At 64.7% G+C, this 15,824-nt stretch carries 15 protein-coding genes; 8 read left to right on the top strand and 7 right to left on the bottom strand.

Translation table 11 applies throughout. The features are described 5' to 3' along the window. Nucleotides 1-2 precede the first annotated feature (2 nt). Entirely contained in the window at nucleotides 3-815 is an 813-nt protein-coding gene (locus NCR35_RS02240) for a type III pantothenate kinase (RefSeq protein ID WP_250532998.1), read from the top strand. Nucleotides 816-843: 28 nt separating this feature from the next. Beyond that, nucleotides 844-1,086, top strand: coding sequence for a hypothetical protein (locus NCR35_RS02235; RefSeq protein WP_206467398.1), 243 nt, complete (start codon nucleotides 844-846; stop codon nucleotides 1,084-1,086). A 9-nt stretch (nucleotides 1,087-1,095) separates the two neighbouring features. Here the strand turns inward: NCR35_RS02235 and rfaE2 are convergent, their stop codons facing one another. The 7 genes from rfaE2 to NCR35_RS02200 form a co-directional block, all read right to left on the bottom strand. After that, nucleotides 1,096-1,578: a D-glycero-beta-D-manno-heptose 1-phosphate adenylyltransferase gene (gene rfaE2 / locus NCR35_RS02230; RefSeq protein ID WP_175939096.1), complete on the bottom strand. Its 483-nt coding sequence runs from the start codon at nucleotides 1,576-1,578 to the stop codon at nucleotides 1,096-1,098. A gap of 143 nt (nucleotides 1,579-1,721) precedes the next feature. Then, nucleotides 1,722-2,597: a ferritin family protein gene (locus tag NCR35_RS02225; RefSeq protein WP_244847728.1), complete on the bottom strand. Its 876-nt coding sequence runs from the start codon at nucleotides 2,595-2,597 to the stop codon at nucleotides 1,722-1,724. Nucleotides 2,598-3,045: 448 nt separating this feature from the next. Beyond that, nucleotides 3,046-4,059 (bottom strand): MerR family transcriptional regulator, encoded by a 1,014-nt coding sequence (locus NCR35_RS02220; protein WP_250532856.1) that lies wholly within the window; start codon nucleotides 4,057-4,059, stop codon nucleotides 3,046-3,048. 215 nt (nucleotides 4,060-4,274) lie between these two features. Then, entirely contained in the window at nucleotides 4,275-5,042 is a 768-nt protein-coding gene (locus NCR35_RS02215; protein ID WP_250532855.1) for a PhaM family polyhydroxyalkanoate granule multifunctional regulatory protein, read from the bottom strand. A 59-nt stretch (nucleotides 5,043-5,101) separates the two neighbouring features. Further along, nucleotides 5,102-5,929: an enoyl-CoA hydratase/isomerase family protein gene (locus tag NCR35_RS02210; protein WP_250532854.1), complete on the bottom strand. Its 828-nt coding sequence runs from the start codon at nucleotides 5,927-5,929 to the stop codon at nucleotides 5,102-5,104. 16 nt (nucleotides 5,930-5,945) lie between these two features. After that, nucleotides 5,946-7,106, bottom strand: a complete 1,161-nt coding sequence (locus NCR35_RS02205) for an ABC transporter substrate-binding protein (protein WP_250532853.1) — start codon at nucleotides 7,104-7,106, stop codon at nucleotides 5,946-5,948. A 126-nt stretch (nucleotides 7,107-7,232) separates the two neighbouring features. Then, the gene (locus tag NCR35_RS02200; RefSeq protein ID WP_250532852.1) at nucleotides 7,233-8,219 is read right to left on the bottom strand and encodes a fumarylacetoacetate hydrolase family protein; all 987 of its coding nucleotides are present in this window, start codon (nucleotides 8,217-8,219) and stop codon (nucleotides 7,233-7,235) included. A 75-nt stretch (nucleotides 8,220-8,294) separates the two neighbouring features. Here NCR35_RS02200 and NCR35_RS02195 point away from each other — a divergent pair, with 75 nt between their 5' ends. The 6 genes from NCR35_RS02195 (at nucleotide 8,295) to metH (ending at nucleotide 15,748) form a co-directional block, all read left to right on the top strand. Next, nucleotides 8,295-9,110: an IclR family transcriptional regulator gene (locus NCR35_RS02195; RefSeq protein ID WP_250532851.1), complete on the top strand. Its 816-nt coding sequence runs from the start codon at nucleotides 8,295-8,297 to the stop codon at nucleotides 9,108-9,110. Between the two features lie 89 nt (nucleotides 9,111-9,199). Further along, on the top strand, nucleotides 9,200-10,414 hold the full coding sequence (locus NCR35_RS02190) for a DUF3108 domain-containing protein (protein ID WP_250532850.1): 1,215 nt from the start codon (nucleotides 9,200-9,202) through the stop codon (nucleotides 10,412-10,414). A 64-nt stretch (nucleotides 10,415-10,478) separates the two neighbouring features. After that, nucleotides 10,479-11,267 carry an alpha/beta fold hydrolase gene (locus NCR35_RS02185; protein WP_250532846.1) on the top strand — a complete coding sequence of 263 codons (789 nt, stop codon included), beginning with the start codon at nucleotides 10,479-10,481 and terminating at the stop codon, nucleotides 11,265-11,267. Nucleotides 11,268-11,390: 123 nt separating this feature from the next. Further along, nucleotides 11,391-11,648 carry a BTH_I0359 family protein gene (locus NCR35_RS02180; protein ID WP_159837774.1) on the top strand — a complete coding sequence of 86 codons (258 nt, stop codon included), beginning with the start codon at nucleotides 11,391-11,393 and terminating at the stop codon, nucleotides 11,646-11,648. 250 nt (nucleotides 11,649-11,898) lie between these two features. Next, complete coding sequence (locus NCR35_RS02175; protein WP_250532845.1) at nucleotides 11,899-12,966, top strand: homocysteine S-methyltransferase family protein; 1,068 nt, start codon at nucleotides 11,899-11,901, stop codon at nucleotides 12,964-12,966. Between the two features lie 10 nt (nucleotides 12,967-12,976). After that, complete coding sequence (gene metH / locus NCR35_RS02170; RefSeq protein WP_284502838.1) at nucleotides 12,977-15,748, top strand: methionine synthase; 2,772 nt, start codon at nucleotides 12,977-12,979, stop codon at nucleotides 15,746-15,748. The last annotated feature ends 76 nt before the right edge of the window (nucleotides 15,749-15,824 follow it).

Below are 15,824 nucleotides of genomic sequence, written 5' to 3'. Positions count from 1 at the left end.
CGATGCTGCTGATCGACGCCGGCAACAGCCGCATCAAGTGGTCGCTCGTGGATGCACGCGGCGCGGCCATCGCGGGCGGCGCGCTGGAGCACGAACGTGAATCCGCGCCGGGCGATGCCGCCGAGCCGGCGCTCGCCGCATGGTCGGCGCTGCCTCGGCCTGACAGCGCGTGGATCTCGAACGTGGCCGGCGCGGCGGCGCAGGCGCGCATCGAACGCATGATCGACGCGCGCTGGCCTGCGCTGCCGCGCACCGTCGTACGCGCGAAGGCCGCGCAATGCGGCGTGACAAACCGCTACGCCGAACCGGAGAAGCTCGGCAGCGACCGTTGGGCAGGCCTCATCGGCGCGCGCGCCGCGTTTCCCGGCGAGAACGTGCTGATCGCCACCTTCGGCACCGCGACGACGCTCGAAGCGTTGCGCGCCGACGGCGTCTTCACCGGCGGATTGATCGCGCCGGGCTGGTCGCTGATGATGCAATCGCTCGGCAGCCACACCGCGCAACTGCCGACACTCGATGCCGCTGCCGCGCGCCGCGCGCTCGGCCAAGCGGAAGCGGCCCCGCGCAGCCTCTTCGCCACCGATACGGCCGCCGCGCTCTCGGCGGGCTGCCTGCTCGCGCAAGCGAGTCTGATCGAACGTGCGTGGCGAGACTTGCGCGCGGACTGGCAAGCGGACGTGCGGCTCGTGCTCGGCGGCGGCGCGGCCAACGAGATTGCGGGCGCGCTCGTGGTGCCGCACACTCGCCACGATTCCCTCGTGCTCGCCGGCCTCGCGCTTATCGCGCGCGAATCGGCCGCGCATCGAACTGACTGATTACCGATTGACTGACGGAGCCCCTGGCATGCTGCGCTGGCTCATTGCCCTTCTCATTTTGGCGAACGTGCTGGTGTTCGCACTCGTGCACGGCATGTTCGGATCGTCGCTGCCCGCCGCGGGCGCGCGCGAGCCGCATCATCTGTTGCAACAGGTGCGGCCCGAAACGCTGACGACACGGCCGCTGCGCCCCGAAGAAGCGGCCGATCAGCCGCAGGTCGGCGGTCCCGCGCCCGCCGCGAACGTGGAGACGAAGCCGCTCGGCCAGTAACGCGTCCGTTCAGGACTGCGCGCGGACTTTCTTCAAGAGCGCGGTGGTCGAGCGATCATGCTCGAACGCAATCGCGAGCGCCTTGCCGCCCCATCCGCGCACGAGCGCCGATTCGGCGAGCTTGTCCATGTCGTAGTCGCCGCCCTTGACGAGCACGTCCGGGCGCAGGGCGTCGATCAGTTGCAGCGGCGTCGATTCCTCGAACTTCACGACCCAATCCACGCTTTCGAGCGCCGCGAGCAGCGCCATGCGGTCGTCTTCGCGGTTGATCGGGCGATCGTCGCCCTTGCCAAGCGTGCGCACGGAGGCATCGCTGTTCACGCCGACGATCAGCGTCGCGCCCAGCGCCTTCGCGTCGGCAAGATAGGTCACGTGTCCGCGATGCAGGATGTCGAACACGCCGTTGGTGAACACGACCGGCCCGGCGAGCGTCGGGCGGAGCGCGGCGAGCGCGTCGCGCGTGGTGATCTTGCGTTCGAAAGTGGCGGGCATGGCGATGCTCAACGGGTAGTTCGGAAAGCGCGCATTGTGCCACGGCGGTTCGCCGGCGAAGCACGCGGCCTGGAAAGCAAAACGGCCCGCCGTTGTAAGCCGGCAGGCCGTTTGTTCATGCGAGCGACGCGCTGTTACACCTGTTAGGCGGGCTGTCCGCTGGAGCCGCCTGACGCAGCTTGCAGACGCTGCACCACTTCCTTGCGATAGCGGTTCAACTCCTGCGCGGTGACGAACGACCGCTCGAAGAGAATCGACAGATTGTGCAGAATGCGCTCGACGACCTTCTTTTCCCAGCTATCGTCGAAGCGGATCTGGTCGTCCAGCCAGCGTTCGAGCCACTCGGGGTCGGGCAGACGCGACTGCACGGTATCGCGCGGAAAGAGCGCCTGATTGACGTGCAGGTTCGTCGGATGCAGCGGCTTTTCCGTGCGACGGGCGGAGGCCATCAGCACGCCGATCTTCGCGAATGCGGCGCGCGCCGAATCGCCTGCATTGACGAGCGCCTTCTTCATGTAGCGCAGATACGCGCCGCCGTGGCGCGCCTCGTCGCGCGAGATGGTTTCGTAAATGTGCTTGATGACCGGCTCGGTGTGCCATTCAGCCGCGCGGCGATACCAGTGATTCAGGCGGATTTCGCCGCAAAAATGCAGCATCAGCGTCTCCAGCGGCGGCGCCGGATCGAATTCGAAGCGCACCGCGTGCAGTTCTTCTTCCGTCGGCACGAGTTCGGGCCTGAAGCGGCGCAGATACTCCATCAACACCAGCGAATGCTTCTGCTCTTCGAAAAACCACACGCTCATGAACGCGGAAAAGTCGCTGTCATGGTGGTTGTCACGCAAGAACATTTCGGTTGCGGGAAGAGCGGACCATTCGGTGATCGCGTTCATCTTGATGGTCCGGGCCTGCTCGTCGGTGAGCAGGGACGCATCGAACTTGTCCCAAGGGATGTCCTTCTCCATATCCCAACGAACGGATTCCAGCGATTTATAAAGTTCCGGATAAAGCATGGTGTTCATAGTCCACCCCTGAAGCCACTTATGCGACGTTATATCTGTATGACGGTCGGCCGAACGTGCGCGAGGACCGCTGCACGCGAGCAACCAAGCTTTCAATTTTACGCGGGATTCCGGCGGCCACAGGCGAAAAACGACAAGGAAGCACTCGATGCAGCGCCGTGGCAACGCGCCAGCCGGCTTCGACATGCGCGTTCTTGAGCGCGTGCCGCCTTGCGTGCGTCCTGTTCTGCCGTGGGTGAGAAGCGAAACCTGTGCCCAGGTTCCGTCGAGGCTTTCGTCGTGCCGCCTGCCCAGCGGCTCGCCGCATGACGCATGCCGCATGACGCATACGTGCGCCGGAAACATCGCGCGGTCATGCGACTGAGCGTCCGCCGCACGCGGACGCACGTTTGGTCGATGCCGCGACGTCCGCAGGCCCGCTCGGGCTCGCGCTAGCAAGCCTTCCCGATCATAGCACGGCGCTTTCGCGCCAAGCCGCCACGAACTCTTCGATGGGCGTCAAACCCGCGAGATGCTCGACGCCCTCGTTCAGCTTGCGGCGCAGCGCCGGACTGCTGCCGCCGACCCAGATGCGGATGTGCGGCGGCAACATGCTGCGCAACTCGGTCAGTCCGTTTGCGATGACCTGCGCCGGAAGCACCGCCGTGAACGACAGCCCGACGACATCCACCTCGTGCGCCACCGCCGCGCTGACGATATCGTGCAGCGGCGTCTGCAAGCCCAACTGCACGCATTCGCACTCGCAGAGGCTGAACATGGCTTCGGCCATCAGAATGCCGAGACCGTGGCCTTCGCCGGAGAGGGTCGTCAACAGCACGCGGGGCCGGCCGCCGCGGCCACGCAGCGCCTCGGAGAGCGGGCGCATCAGCGTGCGCAGCGTGAACTGGATCGACTCGCTGAACAAATGCTCGTGGTAGACCTGCAGCGTGCCCGCCGCCCAGGCGTTTCCCACCCGCGCGGCAAGCGGCGCGGCGACGTCGACCACGAAGCGTTCTAGACCGTCGCGCGTCGCGCGTCGCAGCAGTCCGAAGCGGAAGTCCTCGTATGCGCCGTTTCGCAGCAGCGCGATGAAGTGGTCCAGTTCGGCGTCCGGCGCGTCCTGCCCGACGCCCGACGACTCCGCGAGTTGCTGCAACGCCTCGATCGGCTGCGCGAGCACCTTGCTCGGCCGATGCCCCGCGTCCAGCAGGCGTTTGACGAGCCGCAGCTTCGTCACCTGTTCCTGCGGATACAGACGCTCGCCGCCGGGCGAGCGCATGGGCTGCGGAAAGCCGTAGCGCCGTTCCCAGACGCGCAGCGTGTCCTTCGTCAGACCAATCTCCTGAGCGATGGCGCCGATGCCGACGCCGCTCAGGCTCGATCCCACGGAATGCGGGGGCGGGGCCTCGGGCGGTGATTCGGCTTGTCCCGCACCGCCGGCGTGTGGCGCGGGCTGCAGGTTTTCTTCCGATGAGTTTGTCATGGACAAAGACGGTAATTGAACACACGGACGGTCCTTTGCACGTCGCATGCCTGCGTCGTCGGGTGGACAAAACCGTTCTTGATGCATAGTGACTGATAGACAAAATATGTCAATGGGTAGCTACGCGACGATGCGCAAACAAAAACGCCTGACGACCAAAAGCCGTCAGGCGTTTCTCTCACCCGATGCCGCGTCCTGCGACACCCGCGCGATGCCTACTCCGGTTTTTTGCGCGGCGGCGTCTTACGCGCGGCCGCTTTTTTCGCCGCTGCTGCGGCGGCTGACGTGTCGTCGCCCGGCTGGCTGCTGGGAGCCGGCGCGGTCGGACTTTCTTCGGCCGACGCCGACGGCTGACCCGCTGGCGCGCCCGCCATGCCGGGCTGAATCATCGCCAGTTGCGCGAGCTGGTTGAACTGCGATTGCAGCGCGTTCCACCAGCCGCTCGGATCGAAGCCCGGCGGCAGCGGCGCGTCGGCGTTCGCGCCCGCTTCCGGGTTGTCGCTTTCCGTGGGCGCCGCGCGCTCGCCCGGCGCGGCCTTCGGCGTGTCGCTCGGCGCGGCGCCGCCCATCGGCCAGCGGCCCGCCGCCTTCGACGTCTCCGTTGCTGCGTTCTGCGCGCTCTCCACGGACGTCTGCGCGAACGCGCCGAACGCGCGCAGCGTGGCTAGCGTCGCGCGCTGCACTTCGAGCGCCTGAATCGCCGATTGCAGCATGTTCAGGTTGAGCTTGAGCCACTGCTCGACGGCGCGCATGTCCGTCACGCGCTTGTCCAGTTCCTCGATGTTCGTGAGCGGCGCGAGCATGTCCGACATCATGGAGAGCGAAGGATTCGCGCCCTGCGCGCCGCCCGACATGGCGGCCGCGAACGGATTCAGGCGCATCATTTCCCACATCTTGCCCATCATGTCCGCCTGACCGAAGCCGGGGAAGCCGGAAAAGCCGGGAATCGAAAACGGCGGGGTGCCGCCTGAGGTGTCCGTCATTCGTCGCTCCTCTTGATTGGTTGATCGCTTCGGCTGGCCACGAGCCACGCGGGGCCGCGTCAGAACGGAGCGCCGCCGGGAAAGTCCGGCGCGCGGCGCTCGCGCAGCGAACGCATGCCTTCGTGCACGTCGGGTCCGGCAAAGCCCATGAATTCCAGCGCGAGCGATGTATCGAAAGTCGGCCCCGCCATGCGCAGCCAGTTGTTCAGCGCGTACTTGGTCCAGCGGATGGCCGTCTGCGATCCCTGCGCGAGCCGGTTCGCCACTTCTATCGCCTTCGGCATGAGTTCGTTCTCTTCCACCGCGAGCGATACCAGCCCGATGCGCTCCGCCTCTTCGCCGCTCACAGGCTCGCACAGGAGCAGATAGTACTTGGCCTTCGCCATTCCGCACAGCAGCGGCCAGATGATCGCCGCGTGATCGCCCGCCGCGACGCCGAGCCGCGTATGTCCGTCGATGATGCGCGCCGACTTCGACGCAATGGAGATATCCGCGAGCAAGCCCGCGACCAGCCCCGCGCCGACCGCCGGACCGTGCATCGCGGAGACGATCGGCTTGCTGCAATTGATCACGTTGTACACGAGATCGCGCGCTTCGCGCCACACGCGCGAGCGCACGTCGAAGTCGTTCGCCATCTGCTCGACGAGCGCGAGGTCGCCGCCCGCCGAAAAGCCCTTGCCCTCGCCGCGGATCAGCGCGACGCGCGTCTCGGGATCGCGGTCGATGTCGCGCCAGATCTCCGCGAGTTCGCGGTGCATGTTGGCGTCGGCGGTAGAGAGGCCGCTCTTGTTCGCGCCCGCGCCCGGCATGACGACTTCCAGCACGCCATGCGCGTGACGGCGCAAGTGCAGCGACGTGTAGCCCGAATACAAGGAGAGATCGCTCATGTCGGTTCGATGTGGTCTAGCGCGGCTGATACACCCACTTGCCGTCGCGAATCTCGACCATCACGCGGGCGCGCTGGTCGAGGCCGATATGGTCGTTCGGCGTCATGTTGACGACGCCGTTGGTATCCGCGAAGTTCTTCGTGCCTTCGAGCGCATCGCGCAGCGCGCCGCGAAAGGCGGGCGTGCCCGGCGCGCCGGCTTTCATCGCGGTCGGAACGGCGCGCTGGAGCAGCATGCCCGCGTCCCACGCATACGATCCGAACGCGGAAACGGTGCCCGCGCCCTGCTTCGCTTCGTACAGTTTGATGTAGTCGAGCGCGAGGCGCTTGGCCGGATGATCGTCCGGCAACTGCGCCGCGACGAGCACCGGGCTCGTCGGCAGGAACGTGCCGTTGCAATCCGCGCCGCACACGCGCAGGAAGTCGCGATTGCCCACGCCGTGATTGTGATACACCTTGCCCTTATAGCCGCGCTGCGCGAGCGTCTTCGGCGGCAACGCGGCGGGCGTGCCGGCCGCGCCGACCACCACCGCGTCCGGCTTGGCCGCGAGAATCTTGAGAATCTGCCCGGTCACGCTCGGGTCCGTGCGATTGAACCGCTCGTTGGCGACCACGGTGATCTTGTGCAGTTGCGCGAACTTCGCGACTTCCGCGTAAAAGGTCTCCCCGAGCGCGTCTGCCTGGCCGATGTACGCAAGCGTCTTCACGCCGTGATTGCTCGCGTGCTCGGCAATGGCGGAGGCCATCATCGCGTCGGTTTGCGGTGTCTTGAACACCCAGCGGCGCTTCTCGTCGACAGGCTCGATGATCTTTGCCGACGACGCGAGCGAGATCATCGGCGTCTGGCCTTGCGCGGCGACATCGATCATCGCGAGCGAATTCGGCGTGATCGACGAGCCGATGATCGCATCGACCTGATTCTCGCTGATGAGCTTCTTCGTGGTCTGCACCGCTTGCGTGGTGTCGGAGGCGTCGTCGAGCACGATGTAATCGACGCTCGCGCCGCCCATTTCCTTCGGCAGAAGCGCGACGGTATCGCGGGCGGGAATGCCGAGCGACGCGGCCGGTCCGGTCAGCGACAGCACGAGCCCGATCTTGACGTGCGGCGTTTGCGCGAACGCCGCTGTCGTCGCGGCGAATGCGAGCACGGCTGCGGCCACCCACTTGCTTCTGCGCATGGAAGTCTCCTTTTGTTTTTTGTCGTCGCGCGGCGCGTGAGCCGCAACGCCCGGAGAGTGTACGGTGGCCGGTGCTCCCGACGCATCGGGCGAAACCCGTTGCACCGGTCGTTTCATCGCGCGATATCAGTGTTCGAGTTGCACGACGGCCTGATCGATCGCGCCGAAGATGGACTTGCCCGCGTCGTCGAAGATTTCGATCTTCACGCTGTCGCCGAACTTCATGAACTCCGTCTGCGGCGCGCCGTGCTCGATGGTCTCCAGGCAGCGCTTTTCCGCGATACAGCAGTAACCGCGCTTCGTGTCCTTGTTCGAGATCGTGCCCGAACCGACGATCGACCCCGCGCGCAGATTGCGCGTCTTCGCCGCGTGCGCGATCAACTGGCCGAAGTGGAACACCATGTCCACGCCGCAGTCCGGCTGGCCGACCTTCTTGCCGTTCCAGTGCACGGTCATCGGGCGATGCAGGCGGCCTTCGCGCCACGCGTCGCCCAGTTCGTCCGGCGTGACGGCGACGGGCGAGAACGCGGTGGCGGGCTTGCTCTGGAAGAAGCCGAAGCCCTTCGCGAGTTCGGAGGGGATGAGGTTGCGCAGCGAGACATCGTTGGCGAGCATCAGCAAGCGCACGCTTTTCAACGCTTCGTCGGGCGTGGGCGCCATCTGCACATCGGAAGTGATGACGGCGACTTCCGCTTCGAAGTCGATGCCATACGATTCCGACGCGCACACGATGTCGTCCGTCGGCCCGAGAAAGTCGTCGCTGCCGCCCTGATACATGAGCGGATCGGTCCAGAATTCGGGCGGCATTTCCGCGCCGCGCGCGCGCCGCACGAGTTCGACGTGAGTCACGTAGGACGAGCCATCGGCCCATTGAAACGCGCGCGGCAGCGGCGCCATGCACGACTTCGCATCGAACGAAAACGTGTGGCGGGCGCGGCCCTGGTTCAACGCTTCGTAAAGGTCAAAAAGCTGCGGCGCGTAGAACGTCCAGTCGTCGAGCGCACGTTGCAGCGTGGAGACGATTCCATCGGGAATGACAGCCGTGCGCAAATCGCGCGATACGACGATCAGCTGGCCGTCGCGCGTGCCGTCCTTCAGCGTGGCAAGTTTCATAAGGCGGAGTCGGGCTGAGATGACGTTGAGGGAAATCTATTTTACGATGGTGAATCCATCGCCTTCCCGCTTTCCATGCCATCCAACGCGCCCGCCACCGGCGACGAACTCGACCTCGACGCATCCGAAGAAAAGCTGCGCTCGGGCATCCAGTCGATCGAAGTCGGCTTCCGATTGCTCGATGTGCTGACTCACGAGCCGCGCGCCATGATGCTGCGCGACCTCGCGCAGCGCGCGGGCATGAGCCCGGCGAAGGCGCATCGGTATCTGGTGAGCTTCGTGCGGCTCGGGCTCGCGTCGCAGGACCCGCTCACGGGGCGCTACGAACTCGGCGGCTTTGCCTTGCAGATGGGGCTCGCGCGCCTCGCACGTGTCGATGGCGTGAAGCTCGCGCGCATTGCGCTGGCCGAGTTGCGCGAGCGCATCGACCAGACCGTGGGCATCGCGGTGTGGGGCAATCAGGGACCGACGGTCGTGCACTGGATGGAGTCGAGCTACCCGGCGAAGGCATCGCTCAAGCTCGGCGACGTGATGCCGCTGCTGTCGTCGGCCACGGGATTGCTCTTTGCCACGTATCTGCCGCGCAGCAAGACGCAGCCGATGCTCGAACGCGAACTCGCTGCGAGCAAGCAAACACTCGCTGATGTCGAGCCGCTTTTCGCCGATGTCCGCGAGCACGGCGCGGCGCGCGTCGAAGGCATGTTGCTGCCGTCGATCCATGCGTTCTGCATGCCCGTTTTCGATTCGACCGGCGAACTCGCGCTCGGGCTGATCGCGCTCGGACACGAAGGCGCGTTCGATACGCGCTGGGGCGGCGAGATCGATTCGGCGCTGCGGGAATGCGCGCGCAGCCTGTCGTATGAACTGGGGTACAAGGCGGGCGAACGGTGATCGCGCCTGCGCGCGGAACATCGCCGCGAGCGCGCGTGTCATAACCGCTTCTGTCGTCGCGCCATTCCTTCTCTTCTCCGCTTCGTTCGATGCCCCTGTTTTCGTTTCACCGTCCGCCTGCTGCGCCGGGCGAGCCTTCCGTTGCAGATTCCGCGCCGAATGGGCCTCGCCGCTGGGGGCGCTGGGGGCGCTGGGTTGGGGCGGCGCTGATCGTCGCCGCGCTGCATTGGAGCGCGATGCGCTGGATCGAACACGCGAAGCAGCCGGCGAATCAGCCGCCCGAGCAGAAGCCGCCGGTGCAGGTGGAATTGCTGACGCCGAAGCCTGTGGCGCCGCCTGCGCCTGTCAAACCGGCCGCGCCTGCGCATGTCGTGCGGCCTGCGCCGCCCAAAGCCGCGCCTGCGCCTGCGCCTGTTCCGAAGCCCGCTGCGCCCGAGCCCGTGTTGAGCGCGGCCACGCCGCAGCCCGGTGAGCCGGCGGCGGCATCGGGCGTGGCGGCTTCTGGCGCGGGTGCCGCGAGCGCATCCGCGCCAACCGCAGCAGCAGCCGCCCCCGCTGCAGCCGCTTCCGGCGACAAATTCAGCGTCCCGCCGACCGGCGACCTTCGCTACGACACGCTCGTCAACGGCGTGATGAACCAGACCGGCACGATCCACTGGACGAACGACGGCCAGCACTACGAGATGGTCGTGTCCATTCCGCTGCCGTTCGTCGGTCCGTACGTGTATTCGAGCGAGGGCCATATCGATGCCTTCGGCATCGCGCCGGAACAGTATTCGGAGAAACGCGGCCGCCGCGCCGCCGATGTGGCCGTCTTCAATCGCGAGACGAAGCAGATCGTCTACACGCGCACGCCGAATAGCCAGCCGCTCGCGGACGGCGCGCAGGATCGCTTCAGCGTCGTCATGCAACTGACGAGCCTCGTGCGCGGCGCGCCCGATGTCTACAAACCCGGCGTCACGCGGCAGTTCAGCGTCGCGGATAACGACAGCAGCGAAATCTGGCCGATGGAAACCGTCGGCGACGAAACGGTGCAGACGCGCGACGGTTTCGTCACCGCGCGGCACTTCACGCGCCTGCCGCGCCGCGAAGGCGACCGGCGCAAGCTCGACATCTGGCTGGCGCCGTCGCTCGGCTGGCTGCCCGCGCGCATCCTCCAGACCGAGCCGAATGGCATGCAGGTCGAGATGCTGTGGGCGGGCAAGCTGCAAGCGCCTTCCGCTGCCCAGAACAACGCGGCGGGCACGCCGGATGCGTCAGAGGAAACCGCACCCGCCGCCGACGATGCATCCGTCAGGCCGTAGCGGCGGCGCGTCCCACGGTCTCACGGGACGCACGGAATCTCAAAGCGACCTCCACGGAGCGGATATGCAGGTGAACATCAAAGGCATCGAAACCCGATACGTTCTCGACAACGAAGGCGGCGGTCCCTGGCTGACCTTCATCCATCCACTCGCCGGCGACTTGTCCGCGTGGGACCAGATGGCCGGCTACTTCCGCAACGATTTCACCGTGCTGCGTTATGACTTGCGCGGTCACGGCTACACGGCGGTGTCGCCGGAGGCATTCAGCGTGGACGATCTCGCCGATGACCTGTCCGAGTTGCTCGACAAGCTCGGCGCGCCGAGCACGCATGTCGTCGGCTTGTCGCTGGGCGGCATGGTCGCGCAGAAGTTCGCGATCAACCATGCGGACAAAGTGGATTCGCTGACGGTCGTGGGCGCGCCCGCGTTCATTCGCGAGGAAGCGCGATCGACGTTTTTGCAACGCGCGGCGTCCGTGCGTCAGAACGGCATAGGGAGTATGGTGGAATCGACGCTGGCACGCTGGTTCACGGAGGGCTTTCGTAAAGCGCATCCCGAAGTGATCGAGCAGGTCGGCGAAACGATTGCGCGCACGCCCGACGAAGGTTTCGCGATGGCCGCGGAAGCCCTCAGCCGTTTCGATGCGAAGAGCCAACTTGCGTCCATCCAAAAGCGCACGCTCGTCGTGGCCGGTGAATACGACAATGGCACGCCGCATGCTGAATCCAAGGTAATCGCCGACACGGTGCCGGGCGCGCAATTCGAACTTCTGGATGCGGCACACATGTCTCCGATCGAGGCGTCGCAACGCTTTTGCGCATTGCTCGATGCGTTTCTGCGTGAGGCCGCCTGACTACGTTTCACAGAAAAAAGCCTCGATAACACGGCATCACGTCGAGGCCACCCCTTGAATTCCCACCCAGTCGCTCCAACTACGATGCAGGTTGCGGGAGCAACAGGAATAAGGAGTGTCGCCATGCAAATGATCTACAACAGCCCTAACTATTGCGTCGTTGAATTTCCGCCTCAGGCCAACCATCTCGCGATGATGTCGGGCGGGTACGAAATCGTCGACAAGAACACGCAACGGGAGATCTTCATCGACGGCGAGCTTGCGGCAAAATTCCGCGAGCATGTGCAAAAGCTGATCGAAGAAGAGCCATCGCTCGAGGATGTCGATGAATTCCTCGGCCAGTTCGATATCTTGATGACCCAGCCCGTGGTGCTGCACTAACGCCACGTTTCGCGCGGGCGCTCCGAGCCTTACGCCCGCGCCGCCATGCTCGCCGGCTAATTGGCGAATGAGGCGAGCCACGCAATACGGCAAACGAGCGACACGCCAGAAGACACCCCGCCGAAGCCTCGGCGGGGTTCTTTTTTGCGCGCGTGCGCTTCGCCATGAAGCAAACCGCGCCGGGAGCGACCGCATCGCGCTGCGGCTACAATGACGGACTATTTCCTATCCGGTGCAGGGCCTGTCCGTCATGAACCAGAACGCCAATCCGAGCCTTCCGATCCCCGCGCGCGATTACACGCGCGGCGCCGCGCTTCCCACGCTGTTGCAGCAGCGCATTCTGATTCTCGATGGCGCGATGGGCACCATGATTCAGCGTTACAAGCTGGACGAAGCCGCTTATCGCGGTGAGCGCTTCAAGGACTATGGCCGCGATATCAAGGGCAACAACGAGTTGCTTTCCATTACGCAGCCGCAGATCATCCGCGAGATTCACGACCAATACCTCGCGGCGGGCGCGGACATCATCGAGACGAACACGTTCGGCGCCACGCGCGTCGCGCAGGCCGATTACGGCATGGAAGATCTGGCCGCCGAGATGAACTTGGCGTCGGCGAGGCTCGCCCGCGAAGCCTGCGATGCATTTTCGACGCCGGACAAGCCGCGCTTCGTCGCGGGCGCGATCGGGCCGACGCCCAAGACCGCGAGCATCTCGCCGGACGTGAACGATCCCGGCGCGCGCAACGTGAGCTTCGACGAACTGCGCGACGCGTACTACGAGCAAGCCAAGGCGCTGCTCGATGCGGGCTGCGATCTCTTTCTCGTCGAAACCATCTTCGACACGCTGAACGCGAAGGCTGCGCTCTTTGCGCTCGACGAGCTCTTCGAGAACACGGGCGAACGCCTGCCGATCATGATCTCCGGCACAGTCACGGATGCTTCGGGGCGCATTCTGTCGGGTCAGACCGTGGAGGCGTTCTGGAACTCGCTGCGCCACGCGAAGCCGCTGACGTTCGGGCTCAACTGCGCGCTCGGCGCGGCGCTCATGCGCCCGTATATCGCCGAGTTGGCGAAGCTCTGCGATACCTACGTGTCGTGCTATCCGAACGCCGGCCTGCCGAATCCGATGAGCGATACCGGCTTCGACGAAACGCCCGACGTCACATCGGGGCTGCTTAAAGAATTCGCGCAGGCGGGACTCGTCAATCTCGCGGGCGGATGCTGCGGAACCACGCCGGAGCACATCGCGGAAATCGCGAAGGCGCTCGCGCAAGTCAAGCCGCGCGCATTCCCTTCGCAATACCGCGACGCCGCTTAAGTACTTAGTACTGCCCGAATCGACCAAGAGAAACACAAGAGACACAGAAGAGAAGCGAACGACCATGACCGATCACACGATGCGTCTTTCCGGCCTCGAGCCGTTCAACGTCACCGAAGGCTCGCTCTTCATCAACGTCGGCGAACGCACGAACGTGACGGGCTCCAAGGCGTTCGCGCGCATGATCCTGAACGGCCAGTTCGACGAGGCGCTCGCCGTCGCGCGGCAACAGGTCGAAAACGGCGCGCAGGTCATCGACGTGAACATGGACGAAGCCATGCTCGATTCGAAAGCGGCGATGGTGCGCTTTCTGAATCTGATCGCGTCCGAGCCGGACATTGCGCGCGTGCCGATCATGATCGACTCGTCGAAGTTTGAAGTCATCGAAGCCGGCCTCAAGTGCGTGCAGGGCAAGGCGATTGTCAATTCCATCTCGCTGAAGGAAGGCGAAGACGCGTTCCGTCATCACGCGAAGCTGATTCGCCGCTACGGCGCGGCGGCCGTCGTGATGGCCTTTGACGAGCAAGGTCAGGCCGACACGTTCGAACGCAAGACGCAAATCTGCAAGCGTTCCTACGACATTCTCGTGAACGAAGTGGGTTTCGCGCCGGAAGACATCGTGTTCGATCCGAACATCTTCGCCATCGCGACGGGCATCGAAGAGCACAACAATTACGCGGTCGATTTCATCAACGCGACGCGCTGGATCAAAGAGAACCTGCCGCACGCGAAGGTGAGCGGCGGCGTGTCGAACGTGTCGTTCTCGTTTCGCGGCAATGATCCGGTGCGCGAAGCCATTCACACGGTGTTCCTCTACCACGCCATTCAGGCGGGCATGGACATGGGCATCGTGAACGCCGGGCAACTCGGCGTGTATGCCGATCTCGATCCCGAACTGCGCGAGCGCGTGGAAGACGTGGTGCTCAATCGCCGCGAAGACGCCACCGACCGTCTGCTCGAAATCGCCGACAAGTTCAAGACCGGCGCGGCGAAGAAGGAAGAGAACCTCGAATGGCGCAATCAGCCGGTCGAGGCGCGGCTTTCGCATGCGCTCGTGCACGGCATCACGACCTTCATTGTGGAAGACACCGAGGAAGTGCGCGCGAAGATCGAGCAGGCGGGTGGCCGGCCGATCAACGTGATCGAAGGGCCGCTAATGGACGGCATGAACATCGTCGGCGACCTCTTCGGCGCGGGCAAGATGTTCCTGCCGCAAGTGGTGAAGTCGGCGCGCGTGATGAAGCAGGCGGTCGCGCATCTGATCCCGTTCATCGAAGAAGAGAAGAAGCGTCTCGCCGATGCCGGCGCGGACGTGCGCTCGAAGGGCAAGATCGTCATCGCGACCGTAAAGGGCGATGTGCACGACATCGGCAAGAACATCGTGTCGGTGGTGCTCCAGTGCAACAACTTCGAAGTGGTCAACATGGGCGTGATGGTGCCCTGCGCGACCATCCTGCAAAAGGCGAAGGAAGAAGGCGCGGATATCATCGGCCTGTCGGGGCTCATTACGCCGAGTCTCGAAGAAATGGCTTACGTCGCCTCCGAAATGCAGCGCGACGAATATTTCCGCGGCAAGCAGACGCCGCTATTGATCGGCGGCGCGACGACTTCGCGCGTGCATACCGCCGTGAAGATCGCGCCGAACTACGATGGCCCGGTCGTGTATGTGGCGGACGCTTCGCGTTCGGTGTCGGTGGCATCGAGCCTCCTGTCGGACGAAGGGGCGGCGAAGTTCCTCGACGAACTGAAGACCGACTACGAACGCATTCGCACGCAGCACGCGAACAAGAAGGCGCAGCCGATGGTCACGTACGCCGAGGCGCGCGCCAACAAGACGAAGATCGACTGGAGCGCGTATCAGCCTAAGAAGCCGAGCTTTATCGGGCGGCGCGTGTTCCGTAACTACGACCTCGCAGATCTGGCCAATTACATCGACTGGGGCCCGTTCTTCCAGACGTGGGATCTCGCGGGACCGTACCCGGCCATTCTTAACGACGAGATCGTCGGCGAATCGGCTCGGCGCGTGTTCTCGGACGGCAAGTCCATGCTCTCGCGCATCATTCAGGGCCGCTGGCTCACGGCGAACGGCGTTATCACGCTCTTGCCCGCGAACACGGTGAACGACGACGACATCGAGATTTACACGGACGAGTCGCGCTCGAAAGTGGCGATGACGTGGCGCAATCTGCGTCAGCAAAGCGTGCGGCCGGTGGTCGACGGCGTCATGCGGCCGAATCGGTCTCTGGCGGATTTCATCGCGCCGAAGGACTCGGGCGTGGCCGATTACATCGGTCTCTTCGCGGTGACGGCGGGCTTGGGCGTCGACAAGAAAGAGCAGCAGTTCGCCGCCGATCACGACGACTACAGCGCGATCATGCTGAAGGCGCTCGCCGACCGTTTCGCGGAAGCCTTCGCCGAGGCGCTGCATGCGCGCGTGCGCCGCGAACTGTGGGGCTACGCCGCCAACGAAACGCTCGACAACGAAGCGCTCATCGCGGAGAAGTACAGCGGCATTCGTCCCGCGCCCGGCTATCCGGCCTGCCCCGATCATCTCGTGAAGCGCGATATGTTCGAAGTGCTTCAGGCAGAAGAAATCGGCATGAGCCTGACCGAATCGCTCGCCATGACGCCGGCCGCGAGCGTCTCGGGTTTCTATCTCGCGCATCCGGAAAGCACGTACTTCTCGGTCGGCAAGATCGGCGACGATCAGGTGCATAGCTTCGCTGAACGCATGGCGATCTCATCGGCCGATGCGGAACGCGCGCTCGCGCCGCTGCGCTGATCGCGTTCGGCAAGCATCGCGAACGTTGCGCAAAGACATATGCCGCGCGTGATACGCAAGAAAAGCGCCGCGTGAT

This window comes from Caballeronia sp. AZ10_KS36, from assembly GCF_023631105.1.
In the GTDB taxonomy this organism is placed as follows: domain Bacteria; phylum Pseudomonadota; class Gammaproteobacteria; order Burkholderiales; family Burkholderiaceae; genus Caballeronia.
The sequence above is the reverse complement of the archived record's forward strand: the minus strand, read 5'-3'. Positions and strand labels throughout refer to the sequence as shown.

What these genes read in the sequence shown, in the direction of transcription:
- NCR35_RS02240 (WP_250532998.1), top strand. Translation starts at nt 3, where the DNA reads ATGCTGCTGATCGACGCCGGCAACAGCCGCATCAAGTGGTCGCTCGTG.
- NCR35_RS02235 (WP_206467398.1), top strand. Translation starts at nt 844, where the DNA reads ATGCTGCGCTGGCTCATTGCCCTTCTCATTTTGGCGAACGTGCTGGTG.
- rfaE2 (WP_175939096.1), bottom strand. Translation starts at nt 1,578, where the DNA reads ATGCCCGCCACTTTCGAACGCAAGATCACCACGCGCGACGCGCTCGCC.
- NCR35_RS02225 (WP_244847728.1), bottom strand. Translation starts at nt 2,597, where the DNA reads ATGAACACCATGCTTTATCCGGAACTTTATAAATCGCTGGAATCCGTT.
- NCR35_RS02220 (WP_250532856.1), bottom strand. Translation starts at nt 4,059, where the DNA reads ATGACAAACTCATCGGAAGAAAACCTGCAGCCCGCGCCACACGCCGGC.
- NCR35_RS02215 (WP_250532855.1), bottom strand. Translation starts at nt 5,042, where the DNA reads ATGACGGACACCTCAGGCGGCACCCCGCCGTTTTCGATTCCCGGCTTT.
- NCR35_RS02210 (WP_250532854.1), bottom strand. Translation starts at nt 5,929, where the DNA reads ATGAGCGATCTCTCCTTGTATTCGGGCTACACGTCGCTGCACTTGCGC.
- NCR35_RS02205 (WP_250532853.1), bottom strand. Translation starts at nt 7,106, where the DNA reads ATGCGCAGAAGCAAGTGGGTGGCCGCAGCCGTGCTCGCATTCGCCGCG.
- NCR35_RS02200 (WP_250532852.1), bottom strand. Translation starts at nt 8,219, where the DNA reads ATGAAACTTGCCACGCTGAAGGACGGCACGCGCGACGGCCAGCTGATC.
- NCR35_RS02195 (WP_250532851.1), top strand. Translation starts at nt 8,295, where the DNA reads ATGCCATCCAACGCGCCCGCCACCGGCGACGAACTCGACCTCGACGCA.
- NCR35_RS02190 (WP_250532850.1), top strand. Translation starts at nt 9,200, where the DNA reads ATGCCCCTGTTTTCGTTTCACCGTCCGCCTGCTGCGCCGGGCGAGCCT.
- NCR35_RS02185 (WP_250532846.1), top strand. Translation starts at nt 10,479, where the DNA reads ATGCAGGTGAACATCAAAGGCATCGAAACCCGATACGTTCTCGACAAC.
- NCR35_RS02180 (WP_159837774.1), top strand. Translation starts at nt 11,391, where the DNA reads ATGCAAATGATCTACAACAGCCCTAACTATTGCGTCGTTGAATTTCCG.
- NCR35_RS02175 (WP_250532845.1), top strand. Translation starts at nt 11,899, where the DNA reads ATGAACCAGAACGCCAATCCGAGCCTTCCGATCCCCGCGCGCGATTAC.